Origin of the sequence: Gordonibacter massiliensis (ex Traore et al. 2017) (assembly GCF_019731765.1) — a bacterium.
Taxonomy (GTDB): Bacteria; Actinomycetota; Coriobacteriia; order Coriobacteriales; family Eggerthellaceae; genus Gordonibacter; species Gordonibacter massiliensis.
On the sequence record NZ_JAASIO010000002.1, the window covers coordinates 227496 to 250943 of the forward strand.

Here is a 23448-nt window from a genome sequence, read left to right on the forward strand (position 1 = left end):
CGGTCCGCCCGCGGAGCGCGGGGCTCGTCTTTTTCGCTTCTCTTCGCGCCTACTTGCGCACCTTGACGCCCTGCACGTGCACCTCGACCCCGTCGATGGGAACGCGCGCGTACTCCTTCAAGGCGAACGTCACCTGGTCCACCAGGTTCTGGGACACGGTGTTGATGTTCGTTCCGTACTCTATCACCACGTAGAGCTGCACGTGCACGCCCGCGTCCGTCGTGTCGACCACGACGCCGCGACGCAAGCGCGAGGCGGGCAGGATCTTCGCGATGCCGTCCGCCGCGGACGGCGCGGCCATGCCGACGACGCCGTAGCATTCGAGCGCCGCGTTGCCGACCAGATCGGCCAGTACGTCGTTGGCAACGTGCAAGTTGCCGGGAATCGTAGTGCTCATGGCTGTTTCCTTTCGAAGCGCGAGCGCGGGTTCGCGCGGATGTGAGCCTGACTATGGACGAAGTATACCGCAAGGGCGAATCAGTGTGCGTCGCACCTGCTCGCAACGCCGTCCATACTACACGAAAAATTCTTGTAAGGCATTCGTTTTATGTGCTATAGTATGAGGGCTTTTTTGTCATCAACGGTTTTTCAGCCGTGCGGAAACAAACGAACCTGGAGTGATAACGATGTCTAAAGTTTGCGAAGTTTGCGGTAAGCACCCGGTCGCAGGGCGCAACGTCAGCCACTCGCACCGCGTGACGAACCGCGTGTTCCGTCCCAACGTGCAGAAGATCACGATCAAGGACAAGGAAGGCCACGTCCGCAAGGCCAACGTGTGCACGAAGTGCATGAAGGCCGGCAAGGTCGAGCGCGCCTAACAGGTTCGTTTCCCACCCTGCAAGCGAAAGCCCGCGAACGCGGGCTTTTTTGCGTTGGAGAGACGGCGCGTCAGCCGTCTTTTGCGCGCGGGCAAACGAAGCGCTCGGCGCCCTTTGGGCCGCCGAGCTTCCGAGCATGCGAGGCGGGCGCAGGAAGCTCCCGCGAAGCCGAGTCGAAGGATCTTCGACGGCAAACGGAAGGCGTTCGTCGTCGAAGATCCTTCGACTCCGCGCCTTCGGCGCTCCGCTCAGGATGACAAAAAGGGGTCCTACGGGCGGTACGTCACCTTCGCTATGGGGCTCTCCCACACCGCCACTTCCTTCAGCGAGATATGCGCGGGAAACGTCTTCTCCAGCTCGTAGAACACCACGCGGGCCAGATGCTCGGCCGTGGGGTTGATCTCGTCGAAGGGCGGCACGTCGTTCAGGCAGCGGTGGTCGAAGTTCTCCAGCACGCCGTGCAAGGCGCCCTTGACGTCCTTGAAGTCGTAGAGCATGCCCACTTCGTCCAGATGCTGGCCCGCGATGGTGATCTCCACGTCCCAGGTGTGTCCGTGCAGGTACTGGCACGGGCCGTCGTAGCCCGGCAGCGCGTGGGCCGCGTCGAAGTGGTCCTTCACCGTGAGCTCGTAGTGGCCGCCGCCCACGTGCAGGTGCATGCTGCCCGAAAGCTTTCCGGGGCCCTCGTAGGGCTCGTTCTTGCGCACGGCGCGCTCGTCGGCCGCGTCCTCGCCGTCCATGATTCCGCCTTCCACCGCAGATCCTTTCATCTACATCACCACCAGCAGGCGCTTGCAATGCGGGCACGTGCCGAGCGGCGCCTCCGCCTTCAGGTCGATGAGCCTGCCTCCGTCGATGACGGTGCGGCACACGCCGCAGCGGCCCTCGGTGAGAAGGCCCACGGCCACGCCGCCCGTGCGCGCGGCCGTGCGGTCGTAGGCGTCGCGCAGCTCGTCGGACAGCTCGGCGGACAGGGTCTCGCGGTTCGCGGTCATGCGGCCGATATCGGCCTGCAGCGCGCCGCCCTCCTGTTGGAACGACGCGATGGCCGCCTTCTCCTGCTTCTCGATCTCGGCCAGCGCGCGCGACACCTGGTCCTGCACGCCCTGTATCTTCGCCAGCTCCTCGCCCAGCTTCGTGAGCTCCTCCTCCAGCGTGTTGCGTCGCTTGGCGAAGCCGTTGAGCTCCTTGGTGTGGGCCTCCACGTTGCGGTAGTCGCCGCGGGAGCCGTCGATGGCCTCTTGCACGCGCCGCTGCTTCTCGGCCAGGTCGGCGTCCTCGCCCTCGAGCTTGGACGCTTTAGCCTCGGCCTTCGCGCGCAACTCGCCGACCTGATCGCGCTTCTGCTCGATGGCGCGCTTCTTCTGGCGGGCGGCGAGGATGGTCGCGCGCTGGGGCAGCTCCTCGAGCTTCTTCTTGGCTTTGAGGAGATCGAGGTCGATCTGCTGCATCCTCAGCAGGTTGGTCAGGTCATCGGTAGTTGCTCGCATGTGCTTCCTTCTCTTAGTCTCTCGCGCGCTTTCGCGCCTTCCCCTCGACGCGCGCCTAGACGCGCGTCGTCTCCGGATACGACCAGTTGTCTCCCTGGTCGAGCATGGTGACGAGCTCTCCGGGCACCCCCGCGCCCTCGACCGCCGCGGCCAGCACGGCCGCCAGCGGAAGCTCGCTCGTATCGTGTCCCAACTCCACGACGGCGAGCCCCGCTTGGGACAGCGCCAACGCGTCGTGGTACTTTATCTCGCCGCACACCAGGCAGTCCGCCTGGTCGCGCAGGGCCGCTTGGGCCACGTCGCCCGCCGAGCCCGTGGCGGTGACCACGCGGTCGAGCTCGCGGGAGAAGTCGCCCCACACGCGCGGCTGGCGCGCGAACACCGACGTGCAGCGCGCGGCCAGCTGCCCCAGCGTGAGCGGCCCGTCGCCGGCCTTCACGGCGCAGAGCTGGCCGTAGCCTTTGCGCTTCGAGGAAGCCAACGGAACCGCCACGCTCTTGAACTGCAGGTTGAGCATGCCCGGCAGCACCCGCTGGGCGCTCGCGCTCACGTCGAGCGCCGTATGGTAGGACAGCAGCGCCACGCCGCGCGCCACGGCCGCCCACACGAGCGCGCCGGGGTTCGCCGCCACCGACGAGGCCGGAGAGAACGCCTCCGGCGGCTCGAGGAAGGCGGGATGGTGCGTGACGAGCACGTTCGCGCCCATCGACGCGGCCTCCTCCACGGCCTCCACCGTGGGATCGAGCGCCACGGCGACGCCCTCCACGAGGCGCGCCGGATCGCCCACGACCATGCCGGTGCGGTCCCACGCCTCGGCGTCGGCCGCCGGGAACTCCTTGAGCAGCGCGCGTTCCAGCGCGCCCACGGTGATGGTGGTTATCTGCTTGGAGAGCGGCCCCGACGCGCGCTGCGCCAGGCCCCCCTTCGCTTTCTCTTTCTTCGTTCCAGCCATGTCGATCAACCTCTTTCCTGCGAACGGGTGGGCTTTTCGCCTATGGTTCGATGGTAATCTCTCTGCGGCCGCCATCGGCCGTCGGAACCGTTACCGTTCGATAACCGCATTCGTACATGAGCCGGTACGCGGCCTCCACGTCGCGCACGACGTGCGCGGGCGTGTGGGCGTCGGTGCCCACGGTGCACGGCACGCCCGCACGGCAAAACTCCCGCAGCAGCGCCGGCGCGGGGAACATCTCCCGACACGCGTAGTACGATCCCGAGGTGTTCACCTCCACCATGCGGCCCGAGGCGGCGCACGCCTCGGCCGCGCGCTCGTAGAGCGGCTGCACGTCGAAGGACGGGTAGTAGGCGAACTTCTTGGCCAGGTCGGGATGGGACATGACGTGGAACGGGCGGCTCGACGACACGGCGTCGCACCACAGGTCGAAGTAGCGCGTCCAAATGACGTCGGCGGCGCCCGGCTCGTCCCAGCGGTCGCGCTGCCCGGGATCGTCGAAGGGCCACGCGTCCACGAAGTGCACCGAGCCGAGCACGAGCTTGAACGGCTCCAGATCGGCGTCGGCGATGGAGCGGTCCTCGTCGGCGCCGAGCCAATCCAGCTCGCATCCCGCGATGATCTCGATGCCGGGATGGCCCGCGCGCGCCTCGTCGAGCGCGGCCAGGTACTCCCCCACGCGCTCGGCCGGCATGGCCAGGTAGTCCACCGGATCGAACGCCTTCGAGAGCGGGTAGTGCTCGGTCACGGCGATGGTGGTGACGCCGGCCGCCTCGGCGGCGCACACCAGCTCCTCCACCGTTCCCTCGCCGTGCCCGCAAAACGAGGTGTGCGTGTGCGTGGTTACCAATTCCATACTGCTAGCTCCAATCCAGCACGCCGGCGACGGCCTCGAGGAAGGCGTCGACGTCGGCTTCGGTCGTAGAGCGCCCCATGGATATGCGCAGCGCGCCGTGGGCGCGGTCGTCGTCGATGCCCAACGCGTGCAGCACGTGGCTGGGCTCGAGCGAATGCGACGAGCAGGCCGAACCGCCCGACACGCCGAAACCCCGCATGTCGAAGCGCAGGATGAGCGTCTCGCTCTCGAGCCCGCCCACCAAGACGTGCACGATGTTCGGAAGGAAGTCCTCGCTTCCAGCCTCCACGTGCACCGTGGCCTCGACGGCGTCGAACGCCGCCAACCCGGCGTAAAGCCTGTCGCGCAGCGCGCGCTGGCGCGCCGCCTCGAGCCCCCGCATTTCGCACGCGGCATGGCACGCGGCCGCGAAGCCCACGGCGCCGGCCACGTTCTGCGTGCCGCTGCGCCGCCCCGATTCCTGGCCGCCGCCCAGAAGGTAGGCCTCGTAGGGGGTGCGCGCCTTCAGGTACAGCGCGCCTACGCCCTTGGGGCCGCCCACCTTGTGGGCCGAGAACGACGCGGCGTCCACGTCGAGCGCCCCCAGGTCGATCGGCACCTTGCCGAGCGCCTGCACCGCATCGGTGTGGAAGAGCGCACCCGCGCTGTGCGCGACGCGCGCGAGCTCGGCGACGGGCTGGACGCTCCCCACCTCGCTGTTCGCGGCCTGCACCGACACGAGCACCGTATCCGGGCCCACGACGTCCTCGAGCGCGCGCTCCTCGATGAAGCCCTGGCGGTTCGGCGCCAGGCGGGTCACGCGGAAGCCCTGCGCCTCCAAACGCTTGGCCGGCGCGAGCACGGCGTCGTGCTCCACGGCCGTGGTCACGACGTGCGGGACGAAGTCGCCCGCGCCGCGCCGCCGGCGCTCGGCCGCGGCCGCGTGCGCGATGCCGAAGAGCGCCTCGTTGTCGGCCTCGGTCGCGCCCGACGTGAACACGATCTCGTCGGGGCGCGACGCGCCCAGATCGCGCGCGATGGAACGGCGCGCTTCCTCGAGCGCGGCGAACGCGGCCCTGCCGGGCGCGTGCAGGGAGTTCGCGTTGCCTCCGACGCCCAGGTTGGCGCGGCCGGGAACCTGGTAGGGTTCCATGGCGCGCGCCGCCTCTTCGGCGAGCGGCGCCGTGGCGGCCCAGTCCAAGTACACGTAGTCTTCGCTGACGGAAGCGGGCATGCCTTTTACGCCTCCTTCCGCGCGGCGAGCGCGGCCAGCCGGGCCTCGTCGGCCGCCGCGGCGACCTCGGCGAGGGCGCGGGCGGGATCGTCGGCCGCGAACACGGCGTTGCCGCACACGAGCACGTCGGCGCCCGCCGCGGCCACGAGCGGAGCCGTGGCCGCGCCGATGCCGCCGTCGACCTGGACGAGCGGAGACGCGCCCACGGAGGCCGCCATGGCAACCACGCGCGCCACCTTGTCCTCGCTGCCCTCGATATAGCTCTGCCCGGAGAAGCCGGGTTCGACGCTCATGACCAGCACCATGTCGACATCGGCGATGACGGGCGCCAGCGCTCCGGCCGGCGTGCGCGGCTTGAGGCTCACGGCGGCCTTGGCGCCGGCCGCGTGGATGCAGGCCACGGCGCGGGCGAGCCCGTCGGCATCCAACACCTCGGCGTGCACGGTGACGGAATCGGCCCCCGCGTCCAGGAACCAGGGGAGCTGCTCGAGCGGGTTGGATATCATGAGATGCACGTCGAGCGGCAGCGACGTGGTCTTCTTCAGCTGCTTCACCACGGGCACGCCCATGGTGAGGTTCGGCACGAAATGCCCGTCCATGACGTCGACGTGCACGTAACCGGCGCCCGCCTCCTCGATGAGGGCGACGTCGCGCCCGAGGTTCATGAAATCGGCCGACAGGATGGACGGCGCTATCTTCACCGGTTCGAACATGGGGGCACTCCTTATCCGGGCACTGCTGGTCGTACGGGTAGACCTCCATTCTAGCGCAACGCCCCGCGCCCCTGCCCGCCCGGCGCGGGGAGGCGAAGAAAACCACACGCGGACGGCCGGCGAAAGCGCGAGCGGAGACGGCCCCCTTCGCGCTCGATGCCGCTTGCTTCAACCCGCGATCCGCGCGTTTGGAAAAATGCGACGGCTACGACTAGGGGCGTGCGCGGAATCCCGACTTGGGCACATGCTTCGAAAAGCCTGCATGCCGCAGCGAACCGGCATCCCACTTTCGCCGAGGCCGGGGGTTTTCGACACCTCGGCGCGTATGGGCCTCGACGCCGCGTTTCCGGGTGGCCCCAAACCGCCGAGAACGCGCTCCGAACGCTGGATTGCACAAAAATCACCGATCTCCCCCTCCGACAGGTCCCAAGCGAGGCCGAACAGGCGCGCGCTTTACGCGCGACCTGGGAAAACGTCGAACAGCAGCGATCGGAAACAAGCGGAGCCCGGCCTTCGGGAGGCCAAGCAGGGGGAGATCGGTGATTTTCGTGCACCGCGCCGCAAGGCGGAGCGCACGAAAAGGAAGCGCCCCGACGACAGTGGATCGGGGCCAGGATACCTCCTCCTAGTGTATGCTATTTGCGGGTGCGACACGGGAGGCGGACGCAAGGGCAAGACCCGCAAGGGCGAGACCCGCGAGCGCAGCGAGTGCGGCGAGTGCGCGAGCGGCGAGCAAGGTCGCGTCTAAAGAATAGGCGCATGGTGTCCCGCGCGACGGCGGTTCCGCAACTTCAAGCGCCCGTCTGGCACGAGACGTTCCAACCCGGCGCGAAACGCGGGAAACGCGCACGCGGGCGGCGACCGCTTGGCTCTCGGACGAGGCGGATCGCATCGCCAGCCGAAGCCCCTTTGGCACGAGCTACAGGGCGAGCAGGAGGCTGAACCACGCGACGACCACCGCGAAGGCGGCATCCAGCGCGCGGCGCGGCACGCGGGCAAAAAGCGTCTCGAGGCGCGGAAAGACAACCCAGGTCAAGAACGTGGACACGATGCCGAACGCGAGCGCGGTCTGCAAGCAGACCTGCCCCTGGAAGTTGCAGGGCAGATCGCGGTAGTCCCACAGGGGCAGCGAGCCGTCGGCGAGCGGCTGGTTGAACAAAAGCCCGTTGGCAAGCTCGATGCCCACGCATACGAGCATGTTCACCCCAAAGCTCGCCGCCAAAGGCGCGATGCCGCCGGGAAGGCGCCGTTGCAGGCGGGCCTTGAGGGGGCGGAGCAGCAGCACGCAGGCCACCGCGCCGAAGCCGTACACGCAGAAGGGGTCGAGCCAGCCGGCCCACACCTGCGAGGCGGGATCGTAGGTGCCGGGGAGGAGGCCGAGGCGCACGAGCGTGCAGTAGCCTATCTCCAGCCAGTGTCCCACCACGCTGAACACGCAGAAGCACAGGGCGAGGTTGCGCCAGAACGCCCATGTGCCCGCACGGCCGAGGCGCGTCGCGCTCGCGCCTGGAAGGGCGAGGGGGCTTCGCGGGCGGGTGTCTCGAACGCTCGAAAGGGCGGCGGAGCGACCTTGGCTCGCGGCGATGCTCGAAGGGAGGGTGTCTTGCACGGGGATCACTCCCCCACCGAGAGGACGACCGCGGCCTCTCGGTTGAGGGCGGCCCACGTGGGCACGAGGGTGGCGGCCAGCACGAGCACGAAACCCGCGAGCGAGACGACGAGGCCCTCGCCGAACGCCAGGTTGCCGAGCAGCGGCACGCCGAACGCGTTGGCGACGACGGCGGTCGAGGCGACCGCGCACGCCATGCCCGCTAAAGTCGCCGTGACCGCATGGACGAGCGCCTCGCATCCGGCTGCGGCCATGAGCGTCGCGGGCCTGGCGCCGGCCGCGACGAGGAGGGCGACGTCGCGCGTGCGCGACCTCGACGACATCACCACGCTCACCGCCGCGCCGACAGCGCACAAGAGCACCGGGCCGCCCAGCATGATGAAGGACTCGGCCCAACCGATCGTGCTGATGTCGGCAACGCCTTGGCGTTCCAAATAGTCAACCGAGCAGGCCATGGCCGAGAACAGGCCCGCGACCAACCCGAAACCCACCATGAGAGGGGTCTCGATCGACGTGCTCGAGGAAAGGGCATGGCGCGCAATGCGCCTCGCGAGGTACCAGGCGCTCCCACGGCCCTGCGGGACCATCGACGTCCAAGCGCCCAGCAGCGCCGGGAAGACGAGAGGAGCGAGGGGGACCAACGTCGCCACCATGAGGATGGGCACGAACACCGACCAACTCATGGCGACGTCCGGCGATTCGGTCAGGGCCAAGGACGCCCAGCAGGTGCAGGCGAGCATCCCCGCGAACAGCAGGGCGCGCAGCCACGTCACCCTCGCGCGCTTTGGCTCCGGCTCGCGCAGCGCGGTCAAAGGCGGCGTCCTGCCCGCGCTGCGAGCGCCTTTCAGCCCCCCGCACAAAAACACCGCCGCCGTCACGACCCAGACCGCAGGCATACGCGCCATGTCGGCAACGGGCACCGCCTGGGCGAGCGCCTCGCGCGAGCCGAGCACCAAGGGAAACAGGGGCTCGAACGTGGCCGCCGCGAGCAGCGTGCCGCACGCGGCGCCCAGCACCGCGACCACCCCCAGCTGGACGAGCACCACTGCGCTCACCAGAGCCGGCCTTACGTTCGCCAGCTGCCAGAGCGCGTAGGATCGCCGCTGTGCGGAAACCGTCAGATTGGCGGCCGACACGAGCACCGCCACGGCCGCGATCAGCGAGAACAGGAGCACCGAGGACGCCGCGTTCTGCAAGAACTTCTGCAGCGCACCCGTGCTGAAACCCGCCGTTGCCTGCAGCGACACCACCCATCCGCCGATGCAGCCGCATGCCACGGCCACGGCGAGGGCCCCGATCCACGTGGCGGCATGGTCGCGCAAATCCGAGAACACCAAGCGCATCATGCCGCCTCCCCCAACGCCTCGAGGATCTGGGCCGCCGTCGAGCGCCCCAACTCCCGCGCGATCAGACCGTCGCGAAGCACCAGCACGCGGTCGGCCAGCGAAGCGGCCTCCAAGTCGTGGGTCACCATCACCACCGAGCGCTGCGAACCGTCGGCGATCCCGCGCAGCATGCCCAGCACCTCGCGGCCGTTCTTGGAGTCGAGCGCGCCGGTGGGCTCGTCGGCGAACACGATGTCCGGTCTGCTGGCGAGCACACGGGCCACGGCCACGCGCTGCTGCTCACCGCCCGACATATCGCCGGGACGGCTCTTCTCGCGCCCGCCCAATCCGACGCTTTCCAGCGCTTCGCCAACCTGCGCCTTCGTGAGCGGACGGCCCGCCAGGCGCGCGGGCAGCGCCACGTTCTCCCCGGCGGAGAGCGAGGGGATGAGGTTGTACGCCTGGAAGATGAAGCCCACGTGCTCGCGGCGCGTCTTGAACAGGGAGCTGCGGCGCGCGCGAACCAGCTGCCGCCCCATCAGCTGGATGGAGCCGGAGTCAGCCTCTTCCAACCCGGAGAGACAGTGCAAAAGCGTCGATTTGCCCGAACCGCTCGGCCCCACGATGCCCACCATCTCGCCCGCCTCGACGGCAAGGCTCACGCCGCGCAGGACGTCGACGGTGCGCCGCTTGCTCCCCCTCCCCGTGCCAAACGACTTCCTGACCTCGCATGCGACTATCGTGGAACCCATGGATCCTCCTAAAAAAGACAACGGGACGCCTTCGCATCGAACCGATGCGCTTTTTGCTTTTTGCTTGAATCGTTTGTTTGCCGATATTCGTCATCCTGCGGGACGCTAGAAGCGCCTTTTAACGATAGGCGGCATCATCAAAAGAAGCCCTGCCCTGCCGCCCGACCCATTGTCATCCTGAGCGGAAGCGGCGAAGCCGCTGTAGTCGAAGGATCCCGTGCGGCGTCAGCCGTGGCGTTTTTCCGCTATCGCCGCGCGGGATCCTTCGACTCCCTTCGGTCGCTCAGGATGACAGGGAGAAGGGGCCTTCGTTTCATCGGCGAGAGAACGCCCCGCTAGTCGTCGCTCCGCGCCGTGCGAAGCGCCTTGTACGCGGCGCAGGCGAGGCCGCCGACGGGCCATGCGAGAAAGAACCACCTGCTCGCGGGCGTGAACAGCATCACCAGACCCACCGCCGTCGCCGCGCACATGACGGCCGTGTACACGCTGCGGTCGCGCTTGGCACGACGGGCGCGCACCGCAAGCCCTTCGTCATCCAAGGCCTCGATCTGCGCCTCGTCCATGCGGCCGAGCGATTTCAAGTTGTACCGCTCCACGTCGCAGCGCGACGATAGCAGGCATCCACGGACGACCAGGGGGGCGCCGATCGCGAGCAGCGCGAAGTAGAGCGCGCTCGCAAGCCAGACGTCGCCCTGCAGCACGATAGCCGCAACGAGCGCGGCCATGAGAAGGCAGACGCCCGCGACGAGCCCCGTCACCATGGTCGTGCGGGCCTGGCTTTTCTGCTCGGGCGTGTAGAAATCCTCCACGAACGGATGGGCCTTGCGGAACGCGCGGCGCTCGAACAACGCGGGAACGACGATGGCCGCCCCCACCGCCACGCCCACGAACACCAAAGCGACCATGTAGGTGCGCAAAGCGGCCTCGTGCACCAGGAAGGGGTCCGACAACAGCAGCGCCAACGCGGCCCCCGCCAAAACCGCGAACATCCCGAGGGAGGCTTTCCCCGCGAAAGAGCGCATGGCCTCGTCGTAGCCGCACACGTCCTGCGGAGCCAACGCATCCGGCATGCGCGCGGCCCCGTCGGCCGCACGGTCGGTCATGTCTCCGCACACCAGCTCGTCGAGCGTGCAGTCGAACATATCGCACAGGCGCAGCAGCTTGTCCATCTCCGGATAGGCGCGCTCCGCCTCCCACTTGGAAACCGACTGGCGGCTCACTCCCAGCAGCATGGCCAGCTGCTCTTGCGTCATGTTGCGCGTTGAGCGCAGGTGCTGCAGGTTGTCGCGAAAGCTCATACGTTCGTCCTTCGGTCGTCGTGATCGGTTGCTCGAACGGTCGGTGCGCCGGTTCCGTTCGCCCAGCGTACCGCCGATGCCCCCATACTGCGGGCGCGCCGGCCTCCGCGCAACCAACTTGCGGTTTCTTTTTCGAGCGGCTCGCGGCAACCTCCGGTATCGAATCGCAGGTCAGAGCCACAGTATATCGCAGGAAGACGAATTGTTCCCGAAGGCCGGGAAGGTGGGGCGTCTTTGGATGCCCGATGGAAACATGCGGTCGTCCTCGGTCGCTCTCGGTCGTCAGCGACTATGTAGCGACAGCTGCCGTAGGGGCGCTCTCCAGAGCGCCCGTTCGCGCACAGCGCGAAAACGCAGGTTGGTAGTGCTTTCCGGCTATGCCGCTCAAAAAAGCCACCGCCCCTTAAGCGACGCCGGTCCCTCTTCCTCGCGCTCCGCCGTCAAGCCGGGGAACAACGCTCCCTTTCCGACCGCGCCGACGAGCGGGTTGTCAAAGTGGGCTGCGAACGCATGCCAAGGCGGGTTTGCGGCAGAAACAGGCGTCCGAAACGCACGGAAATCACCGCTGTGAAGCGATTCGGCGGCCCCGGGGCGCCCTCGAAGGGACCTCGTCCATCCCTGTCCTGCACGCCACGCCTGTTTCCCCAGCTCGCGAAACGGGCGCTTGCCGGCTGCCCGGGAAACGGGCTTCACAGCGGTGATTTCCGTGCGTTTCGGGAACGATCCGCCGCATCAAACCGCCGTCGACGGACGCGGCCCCTTGCAACAGCGGCTGATAGCGGTCTAGCGTCGCACGGCTTTGGGCGGACTCGCACCGATCCTAGTTAAGCGGCGGTTCTCGCATGAGCATTCGATTGCAAAGGGCTTTCCATGCGGCCTTCCCGGCTCTGCGCCCAAGCGAGCGCATGGGGCTGTATAAAAAGCGCCGTTTTCGCTCGTCGTGTAGGGCAAGGGCTCGGCCCTTGCCGCTCGACAAGGCACGTTTCCGCGGGTAGGCGGCAAGGGCAGAGCCCTTGCCCTACGGGGCGACTACGAGAAACGCGCATTTTGACGACTTTCGATACAGCCCCATCGGCCGCTTTTCCGGCTGCGACGAGACGGGCGATCCCGAGATCGCCCCTGCGGAACGTTGCAGGGGGCAGCCGCCCGGTCACCGGGTGCGCGCGACCGCCGCCCGCCCAAAGGTGACGCCTTGATGCAGATAGGGGCGGAGGGTGCCCGCGAGCGCAGCGGACGCATTATAATGGCACTGTCCTCGACCGAGAGAAGGTGCACCGTGCCCGGCTCGACTCCCACGCACTTCGCCTATCGCACCCCGCTCGGGCGCGTGACCATCGCCTCGGACGGACAGGCCGTCACCGCACTGGCCTTCGGGGAGCAGACGCTGCCGGGAGCGGCGCGCGCCACCGAGCTCACGAACCGCGCCGCGAACCAGCTGCAGGAGTACTTCGCCGGCAAGCGCCGCGCCTTCGACCTTCCGCTCGCCCCCGCCGGAACGGATTTCCAGAAGCGCGTGTGGAAGGCCGTCGCCGACGTGCCCTACGGCGAGACGCGCACGTACAGCGACGTGGCGGCGGCCATCGGCAGCCCCCGGTCGTGCCGGGCCGTCGGAGCCGCCAGCAACAAGAACCCCCTGCCCATCCTCATCCCCTGCCACCGCATCGTCGGGGCCAACGGGTCGCCTGCGGGAAGCGGCAACGACGCGAAGGCCAAGGCGTTTCTGCTGGACATGGAGCGCCGCGCCGCGGAAGGGCGAAGCTGAGCGAGCGCGCTTCAACGGAACCTTTAGTGCAGGCCGAACCGCGCGCCGCACGCGGGCGCGCATCGCTTATAATCGTCAGCGCGGCGCGGCGCGGCGCGCCATGACGGAATCGAGGAAAGGTCGGGCACTGTGGGTAACATGAGCGGGTACGCTTCGAACATCGTGACCGGGCTTTTGCTGTTCCCGCTGATCGCCGCCGTCATCACCCTACCCTACATGGTCTACCAATACCGCAAGGTCGGCTCCATCCCCTGGTTGCGCACGCTCATCGTCTACTCGTTTGTGTTCTACATGCTGGTGGCCTACTTCATGGTCATCCTGCCGTTGCCGGAAGATCGCACGGCCGTCGTGCCCTACGCGGCGCACCCGCAGCTCGTCCCGTTCAACTTCGTGAAGCTGTTCCTGGGCAACACGACGGCGTCGCTCGGCAACCCGTCCACCTGGCCGGGCCTTGTGCGCGACCCGAACGTCTACGAGGCCCTCTTCAACGTGCTCTTGCTGGTGCCGCTCGGCATGTACCTGCGCTACTACTTCAGGCGCACCTGGTGGCAGACGCTGATCATCGGGTTCTGCGTCACGCTGTTCTTCGAGACGTCGCAGCTCACGGGCCTCTGGGGCGTCTACGAGCATCCGTACCGCCTGTTCGACGTGGACGACCTCATGCTGAACACGCTGGGCGCCATGGTGGGCTTCTGGATGATGGGGCCGGCCCTGCGCGTGCTTCCCGACATGCGCCTGGTGAACGAAGAGGCCCGCGAGGACGGCGTGCGCGCGAGCGCGACCCGGCGCGGCCTGTCGTTCTTCATAGACCTGGCCGCGGCGCAGATCGCGGCCGGCGTTGTGGTCGACGTGGCGGAGGCCTTGGGCGCGCAGGCGGCCGTCGAAAGCGCGGGCGCGGGCTGGGGCTTGGCGGTGCAGGCGGTGGAGTTCGCCGCGCTCGCGGTGTTCTTCGCGGTGATCCCCGCGCTCTCGCACGGGCGGACGCTCGGGCAGAGGCTGCTGAAGCTGCGCATCGTGCGGCCGGACGCCTCGCCCGCGCGCTGGTACCAGATAGCCGCCCGCTACGGCCTGTTGTTCCTGCTGGCCTGGGCGCCGTTCGCGTTGCTGTTGGGCGTGGTCGACCTCGACCCCTCCCAGGCGGGCGAGACGAACGCGCTCGCGGCCATCGCCGCGCAGCACCAGGCGGGCATCATCTGGGCATGGCTCGCGTTCATGGCGACGTGGGCCGTCACGCTCGTCGTGCGGGGCGTGCGGTCGGCCGTGAAGAAGAAGCCGTTCGTCATGCTCAACGGCCTGATGTCGAACACCCGCGTGATGACGGAGGCGGGCGCCCGGCTGGTGCGCGAGCGGCGGGCGGTGCTCGACGTAGCAGAGGTGGCCGCGCTCGAGCGCAGGATCGCCGAGGACGGCACGCCGCTTGCGGAGCTCATGGAGCGCGCGGGCGGGGCCGTGGCCGACGAGGTGCGCGCCTGGGTGCCCGATCCGGCGCCCGTGGTGGTGCTCGCCGGATCGGGCAACAACGGAGGCGACGGGTGGGTCGTGGCGCGAAAGCTGGCCGAGGCGGGCTATCCCGTCACGCTCGTGGCGCCCGATCTGGCCGAGCGGCTGCATGCCGAGCCGGCGCGTTCCACGGCGATGGAGGCGTTCTCCGACGCATCGGTGCGGAACCTGCCCCTCTCCGTGCTCATCGCGCCCGACGCCGACGTGCTCGCCGACGCCGTGGACAAGGCGGAGGCCGTGGTGGACGCGCTTCTAGGCACCGGCTTTTCCGGCGACGAGGTGCGCGAGCCGTACGCGAGCTGGATCCGCGCCGCCAACCGCCGCCGCTTCGAAGGAGCCCGGGGCAAGGGCCGCGGGCGGCACCGCAAGCGCACGCACGAGCGCGGCGAGCACGAGCGCGGACGCCGCGCGCTGCCCCCGAAGGTCAAAAGCGCCCCCTTCGCCGTGTCCGTGGACGTGCCGAGCGGCCTTGCGGCCCAAGACGGCGTCGCGGCCCGGCCGACGTTCGCGGCGGACATGACCGTGACCATGCTGGCGTTCAAGCCCGGACTGACGGTTCCCGCGGCGGCACGCTGGACGGGCGCCGTGAAGCTGGCGAAGCTCGGCGTCGACGTTCCCGCGCTGCGCGGCGAGCTGCACGAGGGCGAGGCGTCCTAGAAGCGAACGACCCGGAACGGCCTCATGCCCTTTTTCGCGTCAGGATAATCCCAACGATCGCCCCCGCGAGGGCGATCGGCGCCGACCTCACGAACAGCCATTCGAACGCGTGGAAGGCCGCTCCCGCCACGGCGGTTTCAGGATCGTGGTAGTTCCAACCCAAGTAAGGGCTGTTCAACACAACCAAGATCGCGAACATCGCCACGACGAGCGCGCACGACGCGATCAGCAGCCAGCGAAGCGCCTTTCGCATCGCAAGCCTCCTTCGCGCAAGCTGCAAGCTCACCGTCTCCAGTTTCTCGGCAATCGCTTTTACGTCGTCGGCTTTCGTGGGCGCTGCGGTTTCTCCCAGCAGCGCGCTCGCGGGTGTTCCAAGCGCCTCCGATAGGGAGATCAGCAGGTCGGAATCGGGAACCGACAAACCCTGCTCCCATTTGGAGACCGTCTGCCGCACCACGTTCAGCTTGACGGCAAGCTCCTCTTGCGAAAGGCCTTTCGATTTTCTGATCGCTTTAATGTTCTCGCTGAGCATCAGGGCAAGCTCCCTCCTTCGGTCGTTGCCGCCATGGTGCAGGAAATTGCCCGTTGCCGCAAGCAACGCGTAGTAACATCCGGACGTTCAGTCGTGGCGAACCGGGAGCATTTAGTCTTGCAGCCGGTACACGTACAGGCCGGCAAGGGAGCCGTCCTCGTAGAAGCTTACATTGAACTGGGCTTTCTGCTTCTCGTAGTCCACGCGCTGGATGACGGTGGCGGCCGAGCGCCCGTCGGGCTCGCTCTGGCCGTACTTCGCGTCCGCGAAGCCCTCGAACGCGCCGAATTGGTCGAGCGCGGCGCCCAGGCTCTGCTCCAGCTTCTCGGCGCTCACGTTCTCTTCGTCCCAGCGAGCGGCCACCTCGCCGAAATCGCGCGCGTTCACCAGGTCGACGATCTCGCGCGCCTGCTCGGTGATGGCGGCCTCGTCGGCCCAGGCGGGCAAGCCCTCCTGGAAATTCTCGTCCGACGAGCTCGACCCGCAGCCCGCCAAGCCCAGCATCGCCAGCGCCGCCACCAGCACAACCGCCGCAAGCATCCTCTTCCTCATGAAACCGCTCCTTCTCTGACCGGAACCATTAGCTGATACGGAACCCGACGAGCTTGCCGTCCTCGGCGATGCCGACGGAGTAGACCAGGTCGTCGTTCTCGCAATGCGCCAACTGAACCACGATGGCCGCCACGCCGCTCGCTCCCCCGTCGTAGTGCGCGAAGGACACGTCGCCGTACGACTCGAACGCGCCGATATCCTGGGCCGCACGAGCAGCTTTCTCGAAATCGGAGGCAGCCGGCACGGGATCGCCGAACAACGCCGCCAAACCCTCGTAATCGCCCGCGACGAACAGGTCGATCGCATCGCGCGCCTGCGCGGTGACGGCGGCCTCGTCGGCCCAGGCGGGCAGGCCCTCGACGTCCTTCGGAGCCTCCCGATCCGCCGCACCCCCCGAGCTGCAACCTGCCAAGCAAAGCGCCAGCACCGCCGCGGCCAGCATGGCGACGAGCAAAAGCCTTTTCCTCATGAGCACCCTCTTCCTCCGAGCCCTGTCGGATTCGCCGACCGCGCCCCCGCCGTGCGCGTTCTCCATCCGATCTCTTCGCACAGGATATCAGAAACGCCTTCCGGCGACGCACGGGGGTGGGCGGCGCGCAAAAAGAGCCCCCCTTCGGATGGGGGGTCCGAAGGGGGGCCATGCAGTGCGCACTGAGGAGAAGGGGAAGGTGCGCATGCTCACGTGCCCGTCGAAAGGTTTGAGAGAGAGGGGGGGGTTCACACGAGAGACGAGACGACGGGTCACTCGAATAGGTTGGAGGGTGTCAGCCGTTCCTTCCCGACTCCAGCTCCTCTTGGGTGCCGGTGTCGTTGCGGATGGACGACCCCATGAGGTCGTCGGCCACGCGCTTGTCGATGCCGAGTTCGGTCATCATGCCCTCGACTTCGCCCACGCCTTCCGCCAGGTGCCCGGCCTCGGCCGGGTCGAGGTACTGGAGCAGCGCGAGCAGCTCGCCCATGTGCTCCTTCTCCTCGTCGGCGATGTCGAGGAACACCTTGCGCGCCACTTCGTCGTCGGTGGCCGCAGCATGCGCCTCGTAGAGCATCTGGGCCTCCAGCTCGCCGGTCAGCTCGACGCGCACGGCCTGCACGAGTTCCTGCTTCGTCATCGTGCGCGGAACGTTCGCGACGAACGGGTTCGCTAGCTCGGGCATGGCGCGCTCCTTCCTGTTGCGGTCCGCCGGCATCCGGGGCGGAGGGGGTCGTCGTTTCGGGACGAGATGTACCTTAAGCCACCCGGCGACGCGGCGCAATGCGATTCCCGTTTCGGTAAGGCCCCGGTCATCGCGTTGTCACCGGGGCGTTGGAGAGCAGGCCTTTCTTTCAGCGCGAGTCGGCAGCGCCACCCGCTTGCCGGCGAAAAGGCTCCGCCGGCAAGCGGTCGGGGCGAAGGTCGGGGAGCGCGGCGGCGGCGACCGAAGCCGGCGCCTGCGCTATACTGGTGCGGAGACGGGAAGCTGCGACGAGAGGGGTTGGACGGCAATGGAATGGGACGCGGAGCTCTACGACGGGCAGCACGGCTACGTGGGAGCGTACGGCGAGGAGCTGGTGCAGCTGGTGCGCGAAGAGGCCGCCGCGCGCGGCGAGGGGGCCGAGCCGCTGCGCATCCTCGACGTGGGCTGCGGCACGGGGGCGCATCTGGACGCGCTCGGCGAGATAGGCGCCGTCACGGGAGCCGACTCCTCGGCAGCCATGCTGGAGAAGGCCCGCCGCGCGCACCCGGACGCCCGGCTCGTCGAGGCCGACGCCTGCGCGCTGCCGTTCGAGGGCGCGTTCGACGTGGCGTTCTCGAACGCCGTGTTCCACTGGGTGCCCGACCAGGTCGCCCTGCTCAAGAGCGTGGCCGGAGCGCTCGCCGACGGCGGCCTGCTCGTGGCGGAGATGGGCGCGCACGGCAACATCGCCCGTATCGAGGAAGGCTACGCGCAGGCGCTGCGCAAGCACAGCGGCGACTACGCGGGACGCTTCTGCTTCCCGAAGGAGCCGGCGTACCGCCGCCTGTTGGGCATCGCCGGGTTCGAAGTCGAGCGGATGGAGGCCTTCGACCGCCCCACCCCGCTCGCGGGCGGGCGCGCCGGCTTGCGCCGCTTCGCGGAGCAGTTCTTCGCGAAGAGCCTGGCCCTGTACCGCGACGCCGAGCGCGCGGCCATCTTGGACGATTTCGAGCAGGCCTGCGAGCCCGACCTGTGGGACGCCGAGGCCGCCTGCTGGGTCGCCGACTACCGCCGCCTGCGCTTCACCGCCCGCAAGGTGCGCTCCGTCCGCGGCGCCGGCGGCATGGACCAGCTGAGCGTGCTGGGATCGTAGCGGGCCGCGACCGAGCAGGCGCGCAGAACGCTACAGCCCGTAGAACTCCGTGGTCAAGGGCCTGCTCGTGAGCGTCTTGGCCACGTCGCGCGGGTCGGCGCCCTCCCACACCACGCTGCGCACCACGTCGGTGATGGGCAGCTCCACGCCGTAGGCGTCGGCGAGCGTCTCGAGCGTCCTGCAGGCGAGCGCCCCCTCCACCACCATGTGCGTCCGCTCGACGAACTCGTCGAGCGTGCCGCCCTCGGCGATCATCTTGCCGAAGCGCCGGTTGCGCGAATGCTCGGAGGTGCAGGTGGCCACGAGGTCGCCCGTGCCGGCCAACCCCATGCAGGTGAGGGCCTGACCGCCGCAGCGCACCACGAGGCGGCTCATCTCGGCCAAGCCGCGCGTCATGAGCATGGCCGCCGTGTTGTCGCCGTACCCGATGCCGTAGGACACGCCCACCGCGATAGCGATGACGTTCTTGAAGGCCGCGCACAGCTCCACGCCGATCACGTCGTCGCTCGCGTAGGTGCGGAAGGCCGCGGTGGCGAAGAGCTCTTGGAAGAACGTCGCGGTGCCCTCGTCGGGGCTGGCCACCACGGTGCCCGTGGGGATGCCCCGGATCACCTCGGAGGCGAAGTTCGGCCCCGACAGCACGGCCAGGCGCGCGGCGTTGCCCATCTCGGCCTCGAACACCTCCACGGGCAGAAGGCCGCTTCCCTCCTCCACGCCCTTCGAGCAGACGATCACCGGGAAGTCCGCGTCCACCGCGTCGGCCAGCGTGGCGGCGACCTCGCGCATGACGGACGACGGGGTGACGATGACGGCGGCCTGGGCGCCTCGCAAAACGTCCTCGTACGACGAGGCGGCCGCGATGCCCTCGGACAGCGCGACGTCGCTCAGATAGCGCGGGTTGCGGTGCTCGGCGTTGATCGCGGCCGCCACCTCCGGCTTGCGCGCCCACAATCCCACGTCGTGCCCGTTGCCGGCGAGCACCTGCGCAAGCGCGGTGCCCCACGATCCCGCTCCGATGACCGCTACCTTCAAAACGCCACGTCCCTTCTCGTCGATCGCCCCGCAGGGCACGTGCGAAACCCTTGCTCCGCCACGTCGTGGCGGTACCCGAAAGAACCCGCCCTGCATCGCCGCATCGCGGGCGAGGCCTTCGCCCACCGCACGTCACCGCAACGCAAACGAAATTCCTCACCCGCCAACACCGTCGCAACGAAGGCAGCCTCCGTAGGGGCGATCTCCTGATCGCCCGCTCGCGCACAGCGCGAGAACGCGAGCCCCGGCTGCTTTTCCGGCTTCGCCGGAACGGGCGATCAGGAGATCGCCCCTACGAAACCCCCTGCCCGCACCATCCCGGCGGGCGGGGCGTCAACCAGCGTGCTCTTTCTTCTTCTTGTCGCCTATCCTGTTCTCGGTGCCGGCGCGCAGGCGCTTGATGTTCTCGCGGTGCGCCCACACCACAGTCAGGCCCGCGATCGTGCAGAACAGCCAGGCGAGCGGCGCGAACGTGACGATGAGGAAGTAGTAGGCCGCGAAGAACGGGCACGCCACCGCCGCGGCGATCGAGCCGATGGACACGCGCTTCGTGGCGACCACGAGCACGATGAATATGAGCAGCTCCAAGCAGGCGCCCACCCAGCCGAACGTCACGAACAGGCAGCCCACGGCCACGGCGATGCCCTTGCCGCCCTTGAACTTCAGCCACGGGCTGAAGATGTGCCCCCACACGCAGCCGAGGAACGCGGCGGCGAGCATGGTGTCGTAGTTGACGAGCGCGCCGGGCGCGAACCCGCCGCCCGGCAGGAAGTTCCACGCGAACACCCACGCGAGGAAACCCGACAGCAGGCCTTTGCCGAAGTCGAGCACGAACACGGCGTAGCCGCCCACCTTGCCCATCGTGCGGATGGCGTTCGTGGTGCCGATGTTACCCGAGCCGTGCTCGCGGATGTCGGTGTGGTAGAACACCTTCGAGATGATGAGGCCCCACGGCACGGAGCCCAGGAGGAACGCCGCCGCGAACAGCCCGGCGGCAACCAGCAGATCTTGCATCGCCTCTCCCTAGTCTTTCTTCTTGAACTTCAGCTTCACCGGCGTGCCCTCGAGATCGAACGCCTCGCGCAGACGGTTCTCCAAAAAGCGCTCGTAGTTGTCTGTCACCACGTCGGGGCGGTTCACGAAGAACGTGAAGTACGGCGGCTTCGTGCCCGTCTGCGTGACGTACTTCATGCGCAGCACGGCCTTGCCGTTGCTCACCGTGTGGCCCGACTCGCGGATACCCGAAAGCCACGTGTTCAGCTTGTTCGTGGGGATGGTCTGGCTGAAGTTCTCGTACGCCTTGTCGATGGCCTCCCAGATGCGGTCCACCTTCTTGCCGGTGAGCGCCGAGATGGCGATGACCGGCGCGTATCCCACGAACGTCATGCGGTCGGCGATGCGCTCGCGGATGTCGGCCTTGGCCTCGGGGCCCTCCACGAGGTCCCACTTGTTCAGCACGATGACCATGGCGCAGCCGCGCTCGGCGGCGTAGCCGGCCACGCGCTGGTCCTGGTCGGTGAGCCCGAGCGTGGAGTCGATGACGAGCAGCGCCACGTCGGCGCGGTCGATGGCGCGCATGGCGCGCACGAAGCCGTAGTACTCCACGTCCTGGTCGATCTGGCTCTTGCGGCGCAGGCCCGCCGTGTCCACGATGGTGTAGCGGGTGCCGTCGTGCTCCACGGTGGTGTCGATGGCGTCGCGCGTGGTGCCGGCCACGTCGGACACGATGGAGCGGTCGTTGTTCGTCATCTTGTTCGTGAGCGACGACTTGCCCGCGTTCGGGCGGCCGATGATGGCCACGTTGATGGAGGGCTCGTCGTCTTCCTCGGGCAGTTCGACCGTGCGCAGCTCGTTCACCACCGCATCGAGCAAATCGCCCGTGCCGTGGCCGTGCAGCGACGAGACGGGCCACGGATCGCCCAGGCCCAGCTGGTAGAACTCCCACAGCTCGTCGGTACGGTTCGGGGTGTCCATCTTGTTCACCACCAAGAACACCGGCTTGTTCGTCTTGCGCAGGATGCGGGCCACGGCCTCGTCGTCGGCGTTGATGCCCGTCTTGCCATCAACCAAGAAGACGACGACGTCGGCCTCGTTCGCGCCGGCGATGGCCTGCGCGCGGATGGAGCCTTGGAAGGCGTCGTCGTCGCCCATCTCGATGCCGCCGGTGTCGACGAGCTTGAACTCGACGCCGTTCCAGTCGGCTTCGTGGTACGAGCGGTCGCGCGTGACGCCGCGCATCTCGTGGACGATGGCCTCGTCGGCCTGTGCTATGCGGTTCACGAAGGTGGACTTGCCGACGTTCGGCCGTCCGACCACCGCGACGAGTGGCAGGGGCATGATGGCACCTCACTGGTTGGTTTGGTCAGGGGTCGGGCCGCTGCGCCCGACCAGGTCGATGATCTCCGGGAGATAATCAGACGCGTTACAGGATACCACGGACATGCGCGCCCCCGCCCGCTTTTCCATATCCTCCAAACTCATGTCATCGAGCGTTACCGCGTTGTCGTTGAACACGACGCACGGGATGAGGAAGAGGTCACCGCCGTCCGTCGCGATCCGATCAGGACGACGCAGCTCCCGCACCGCGTCGGCCATGTCGCAGCCGCACAGAAGGCCCGTCACGTCCACGTTGCCGCCGAAGAAGTCGTTCTCCACGAACAGCGGCACCAGCAGCCCGTTCAGCGGGCCGTTCTCGATGAGCGGGCCCAGGAAGTGGCGCGTGGCGCAGCCGGCCACGTAGTACGCTCGCCTGTCGGCCGCGCGCAGGGCCGCGGCGCACCGCTCGACGAGGCCCGCGCGCTCGGCCGCACGCCAGTCGTCCACGAACGAGCGGATGATGCCCACGCCGTCCTCGAACATGCCGAAGTCGCCGTAATGCTCCGCCGGCGGCAGGTTCTCCAGCAGCGCGGGCCCGTAGGCGTTGTGGTAGAACTCGTCGGCCGGGAAGGCCCACATGCTCCCGCGCTCGGCCAGCGCGCGGCGCTGGAACGGCACAACGAGGTCCATGACGGCGCGCGAGGCCTCGGGGTTGTTGAAGCTGCGGTCGAACGCGCTCTGGTGCTTCGTGAACCCCAGCGGCACGATGCACACGTCCAAGATGCCGGGGCGCGCGTAGGCCCAGGCCAGCGTGTCTTCCAGCACGTCGCCGTCGTTCTGGTCGGGCACGAGCACGATCTGCGCGTGGAACTCGATGCCGGCCGCCAGCAGCCGCTCCAGCACGTCGATGCCGTGCTGCGCATGGCGGCCGATCATGCGGCGGCGCACCTCCGGGTCGGCCGCGTGCAGCGACAGGCGCAAGGGCGAGATGCGCTGCTCGACGATGCGCCGCTCGTCTTCGGGCTTCAGGTTGGTGAACGTGACGAAGGTGCCCGCGAGAAAGCTCAGGCGGAAATCGTCGTCGCGCAAGGTGAGCGAGGAGCGCATGTCGTCGGGCAGCTGGCGCATGAAGCAGAACGTGCAGGCGTTGCGGCACTGCCTCACCCCGTCGAACACCACGCCCTCGAACTCGAAGCCCCAGTCCTCGCCCGGCTCGCGCTCGAGTTCCACGACGCCCTCGTCGCCGTCGAGGTCGACGTAGCCGAGCTCCATGACGTCGTCGGCCGCAAGCCAGCGCCAGTCGATGACGTCGCGCACCGGACGCCCGTCCACCGTCGTGACGTAGCAGCCGGGCTCGAACCCCGCATCGTCGGCCGGGCTCTCGGGCGCGACGGCGCGCACGAGAGCCCGCGGCGCCTCGCCGCGGGCGCATCCGCCCCGCTGCTTCGCCGCCGCCTCGCGGTCTATGTCTTCCGGTGGGTAGATGCCCACGCATTCCTCCCAAGCTCGCCGTGCGCGGCGTCGTGCGCCGCATAGCTCCGATCAGACGACTCAGTGTATCACGAGCGTGCCTATCGAGCGATTGACTCAAGGGGAACGCGGAAGGCCTTCATTCTCGATCACGGTCTCCCATATCACGAAAATCACCGCTGTGAAGCGATTTTCACTAGGGCCGCCCGAATCCTTTCTTTCAGCGCCAAGGAAACCCCTGGTGAACACAGCAAGCGCTTTCAGAAACCGAGGGCCGCGTTCCGACAGGGCGCT

Annotated in this window: 23 protein-coding genes; 4 read left to right on the forward strand and 19 right to left on the reverse strand. The window is 68.2% G+C overall.

The annotated features are described in order from the left end of the window. Positions 1–49 precede the first annotated feature (49 nt). Positions 50–397 carry an Asp23/Gls24 family envelope stress response protein gene (locus HCH03_RS04855; protein ID WP_080142859.1) on the reverse strand — a complete coding sequence of 116 codons (348 nt, stop codon included), beginning with the start codon at positions 395–397 and terminating at the stop codon, positions 50–52. 229 nt (positions 398–626) lie between these two features. On the opposite strand from HCH03_RS04855, the gene rpmB reads away from it, so the two are divergent. Then, the gene (gene rpmB, locus HCH03_RS04860; protein ID WP_080145143.1) at positions 627–818 is read left to right on the forward strand and encodes a 50S ribosomal protein L28; all 192 of its coding nucleotides are present in this window, start codon (positions 627–629) and stop codon (positions 816–818) included. A gap of 269 nt (positions 819–1087) precedes the next feature. On the opposite strand, the gene queD is transcribed toward rpmB, so the two are convergent. From queD to HCH03_RS04910, 10 genes are all read right to left on the reverse strand, one after another. Beyond that, entirely contained in the window at positions 1088–1573 is a 486-nt protein-coding gene (gene queD, locus HCH03_RS04865) for a 6-carboxytetrahydropterin synthase QueD (protein ID WP_221688587.1), read from the reverse strand. A 15-nt stretch (positions 1574–1588) separates the two neighbouring features. Next, positions 1589–2308: a zinc ribbon domain-containing protein gene (locus HCH03_RS04870; RefSeq protein ID WP_080142858.1), complete on the reverse strand. Its 720-nt coding sequence runs from the start codon at positions 2306–2308 to the stop codon at positions 1589–1591. A 55-nt stretch (positions 2309–2363) separates the two neighbouring features. Then, positions 2364–3260, reverse strand: a complete 897-nt coding sequence (locus HCH03_RS04875) for a Nif3-like dinuclear metal center hexameric protein (RefSeq protein WP_185906145.1) — start codon at positions 3258–3260, stop codon at positions 2364–2366. A 40-nt stretch (positions 3261–3300) separates the two neighbouring features. Then, complete coding sequence (locus tag HCH03_RS04880; protein WP_221688588.1) at positions 3301–4116, reverse strand: histidinol-phosphatase HisJ family protein; 816 nt, start codon at positions 4114–4116, stop codon at positions 3301–3303. A gap of 4 nt (positions 4117–4120) precedes the next feature. After that, positions 4121–5329, reverse strand: coding sequence for a cysteine desulfurase family protein (locus HCH03_RS04885; protein ID WP_221688589.1), 1209 nt, complete (start codon positions 5327–5329; stop codon positions 4121–4123). 5 nt (positions 5330–5334) lie between these two features. Next, positions 5335–6042: a ribulose-phosphate 3-epimerase gene (gene rpe / locus HCH03_RS04890; RefSeq protein ID WP_221688590.1), complete on the reverse strand. Its 708-nt coding sequence runs from the start codon at positions 6040–6042 to the stop codon at positions 5335–5337. 919 nt (positions 6043–6961) lie between these two features. Beyond that, a complete protein-coding gene (locus HCH03_RS04895) occupies positions 6962–7651 on the reverse strand; it encodes a putative ABC transporter permease (RefSeq protein ID WP_368042421.1) in 690 nt (229 codons plus the stop codon). Between the two features lie 5 nt (positions 7652–7656). After that, the gene (locus tag HCH03_RS04900; protein ID WP_221688592.1) at positions 7657–8997 is read right to left on the reverse strand and encodes an FtsX-like permease family protein; all 1341 of its coding nucleotides are present in this window, start codon (positions 8995–8997) and stop codon (positions 7657–7659) included. Further along, positions 8994–9728, reverse strand: a complete 735-nt coding sequence (locus HCH03_RS04905; RefSeq protein ID WP_221688593.1) for an ABC transporter ATP-binding protein — start codon at positions 9726–9728, stop codon at positions 8994–8996. The genes HCH03_RS04900 and HCH03_RS04905 overlap by 4 nt, the downstream gene beginning before the upstream one ends. 335 nt (positions 9729–10063) lie before the next feature. After that, on the reverse strand, positions 10064–11026 hold the full coding sequence (locus tag HCH03_RS04910) for a helix-turn-helix transcriptional regulator (protein WP_221688594.1): 963 nt from the start codon (positions 11024–11026) through the stop codon (positions 10064–10066). Positions 11027–12221: 1195 nt separating this feature from the next. Here HCH03_RS04910 and HCH03_RS04915 point away from each other — a divergent pair. Continuing rightward, positions 12222–12788 carry a methylated-DNA--[protein]-cysteine S-methyltransferase gene (locus HCH03_RS04915; RefSeq protein WP_246599696.1) on the forward strand — a complete coding sequence of 189 codons (567 nt, stop codon included), beginning with the start codon at positions 12222–12224 and terminating at the stop codon, positions 12786–12788. A 138-nt stretch (positions 12789–12926) separates the two neighbouring features. After that, positions 12927–14945, forward strand: a complete 2019-nt coding sequence (locus HCH03_RS04920; RefSeq protein WP_221688637.1) for an NAD(P)H-hydrate epimerase — start codon at positions 12927–12929, stop codon at positions 14943–14945. A 22-nt stretch (positions 14946–14967) separates the two neighbouring features. On the opposite strand, the gene HCH03_RS04925 is transcribed toward HCH03_RS04920, so the two are convergent. The 4 genes from HCH03_RS04925 to HCH03_RS04940 form a co-directional block, all read right to left on the reverse strand. Further along, positions 14968–15477: a helix-turn-helix domain-containing protein gene (locus tag HCH03_RS04925; protein ID WP_221688595.1), complete on the reverse strand. Its 510-nt coding sequence runs from the start codon at positions 15475–15477 to the stop codon at positions 14968–14970. Between the two features lie 111 nt (positions 15478–15588). Next, positions 15589–16029 (reverse strand): DUF3887 domain-containing protein, encoded by a 441-nt coding sequence (locus HCH03_RS04930; RefSeq protein WP_221688596.1) that lies wholly within the window; start codon positions 16027–16029, stop codon positions 15589–15591. A 28-nt stretch (positions 16030–16057) separates the two neighbouring features. Next, positions 16058–16498, reverse strand: coding sequence for a DUF3887 domain-containing protein (locus HCH03_RS04935; RefSeq protein WP_185906135.1), 441 nt, complete (start codon positions 16496–16498; stop codon positions 16058–16060). Positions 16499–16793: 295 nt separating this feature from the next. Next, a complete protein-coding gene (locus HCH03_RS04940) occupies positions 16794–17183 on the reverse strand; it encodes a demethoxyubiquinone hydroxylase family protein (RefSeq protein ID WP_221688597.1) in 390 nt (129 codons plus the stop codon). A gap of 328 nt (positions 17184–17511) precedes the next feature. Between HCH03_RS04940 and HCH03_RS04945 the strand changes: the two genes are divergently transcribed. After that, positions 17512–18336, forward strand: coding sequence for a class I SAM-dependent methyltransferase (locus HCH03_RS04945; RefSeq protein WP_221688598.1), 825 nt, complete (start codon positions 17512–17514; stop codon positions 18334–18336). Positions 18337–18366: 30 nt separating this feature from the next. Here HCH03_RS04945 and HCH03_RS04950 read toward each other — a convergent pair whose 3' ends face one another. The 4 genes from HCH03_RS04950 to HCH03_RS04965 form a co-directional block, all read right to left on the reverse strand. Further along, positions 18367–19368 carry an NAD(P)H-dependent glycerol-3-phosphate dehydrogenase gene (locus HCH03_RS04950; RefSeq protein WP_221688599.1) on the reverse strand — a complete coding sequence of 334 codons (1002 nt, stop codon included), beginning with the start codon at positions 19366–19368 and terminating at the stop codon, positions 18367–18369. Between the two features lie 333 nt (positions 19369–19701). Beyond that, a complete protein-coding gene (gene plsY, locus HCH03_RS04955) occupies positions 19702–20382 on the reverse strand; it encodes a glycerol-3-phosphate 1-O-acyltransferase PlsY (RefSeq protein WP_221688600.1) in 681 nt (226 codons plus the stop codon). A 9-nt stretch (positions 20383–20391) separates the two neighbouring features. After that, positions 20392–21705 carry a ribosome biogenesis GTPase Der gene (gene der / locus HCH03_RS04960; protein WP_221688601.1) on the reverse strand — a complete coding sequence of 438 codons (1314 nt, stop codon included), beginning with the start codon at positions 21703–21705 and terminating at the stop codon, positions 20392–20394. Between the two features lie 9 nt (positions 21706–21714). Continuing rightward, on the reverse strand, positions 21715–23175 hold the full coding sequence (locus HCH03_RS04965; RefSeq protein WP_221688602.1) for a DUF512 domain-containing protein: 1461 nt from the start codon (positions 23173–23175) through the stop codon (positions 21715–21717). Between the last annotated feature and the right edge of the window lie 273 nt (positions 23176–23448).

Excerpts from the sequence above, each read along its gene's own strand:
- HCH03_RS04880 (WP_221688588.1), bottom strand. The coding sequence starts at position 4,116 with ATGGAATTGGTAACCACGCACACGCACACCTCGTTTTGCGGGCACGGC.
- HCH03_RS04930 (WP_221688596.1), bottom strand. The coding sequence starts at position 16,029 with ATGAGGAAGAGGATGCTTGCGGCGGTTGTGCTGGTGGCGGCGCTGGCG.
- der (WP_221688601.1), bottom strand. The coding sequence starts at position 21,705 with ATGCCCCTGCCACTCGTCGCGGTGGTCGGACGGCCGAACGTCGGCAAG.
- HCH03_RS04875 (WP_185906145.1), bottom strand. The coding sequence starts at position 3,260 with ATGGCTGGAACGAAGAAAGAGAAAGCGAAGGGGGGCCTGGCGCAGCGC.
- HCH03_RS04915 (WP_246599696.1), top strand. The coding sequence starts at position 12,222 with ATGCAGATAGGGGCGGAGGGTGCCCGCGAGCGCAGCGGACGCATTATA.
- HCH03_RS04935 (WP_185906135.1), bottom strand. The coding sequence starts at position 16,498 with ATGAGGAAAAGGCTTTTGCTCGTCGCCATGCTGGCCGCGGCGGTGCTG.
- HCH03_RS04900 (WP_221688592.1), bottom strand. The coding sequence starts at position 8,997 with ATGATGCGCTTGGTGTTCTCGGATTTGCGCGACCATGCCGCCACGTGG.
- HCH03_RS04855 (WP_080142859.1), bottom strand. The coding sequence starts at position 397 with ATGAGCACTACGATTCCCGGCAACTTGCACGTTGCCAACGACGTACTG.
- plsY (WP_221688600.1), bottom strand. The coding sequence starts at position 20,382 with ATGCAAGATCTGCTGGTTGCCGCCGGGCTGTTCGCGGCGGCGTTCCTC.
- HCH03_RS04870 (WP_080142858.1), bottom strand. The coding sequence starts at position 2,308 with ATGCGAGCAACTACCGATGACCTGACCAACCTGCTGAGGATGCAGCAG.
- HCH03_RS04910 (WP_221688594.1), bottom strand. The coding sequence starts at position 11,026 with ATGAGCTTTCGCGACAACCTGCAGCACCTGCGCTCAACGCGCAACATG.
- HCH03_RS04905 (WP_221688593.1), bottom strand. The coding sequence starts at position 9,728 with ATGGGTTCCACGATAGTCGCATGCGAGGTCAGGAAGTCGTTTGGCACG.
- HCH03_RS04925 (WP_221688595.1), bottom strand. The coding sequence starts at position 15,477 with ATGCTCAGCGAGAACATTAAAGCGATCAGAAAATCGAAAGGCCTTTCG.
- HCH03_RS04940 (WP_221688597.1), bottom strand. The coding sequence starts at position 17,183 with ATGCCCGAGCTAGCGAACCCGTTCGTCGCGAACGTTCCGCGCACGATG.
- HCH03_RS04945 (WP_221688598.1), top strand. The coding sequence starts at position 17,512 with ATGGAATGGGACGCGGAGCTCTACGACGGGCAGCACGGCTACGTGGGA.
- HCH03_RS04885 (WP_221688589.1), bottom strand. The coding sequence starts at position 5,329 with ATGCCCGCTTCCGTCAGCGAAGACTACGTGTACTTGGACTGGGCCGCC.
- rpmB (WP_080145143.1), top strand. The coding sequence starts at position 627 with ATGTCTAAAGTTTGCGAAGTTTGCGGTAAGCACCCGGTCGCAGGGCGC.
- rpe (WP_221688590.1), bottom strand. The coding sequence starts at position 6,042 with ATGTTCGAACCGGTGAAGATAGCGCCGTCCATCCTGTCGGCCGATTTC.
- HCH03_RS04920 (WP_221688637.1), top strand. The coding sequence starts at position 12,927 with ATGAGCGGGTACGCTTCGAACATCGTGACCGGGCTTTTGCTGTTCCCG.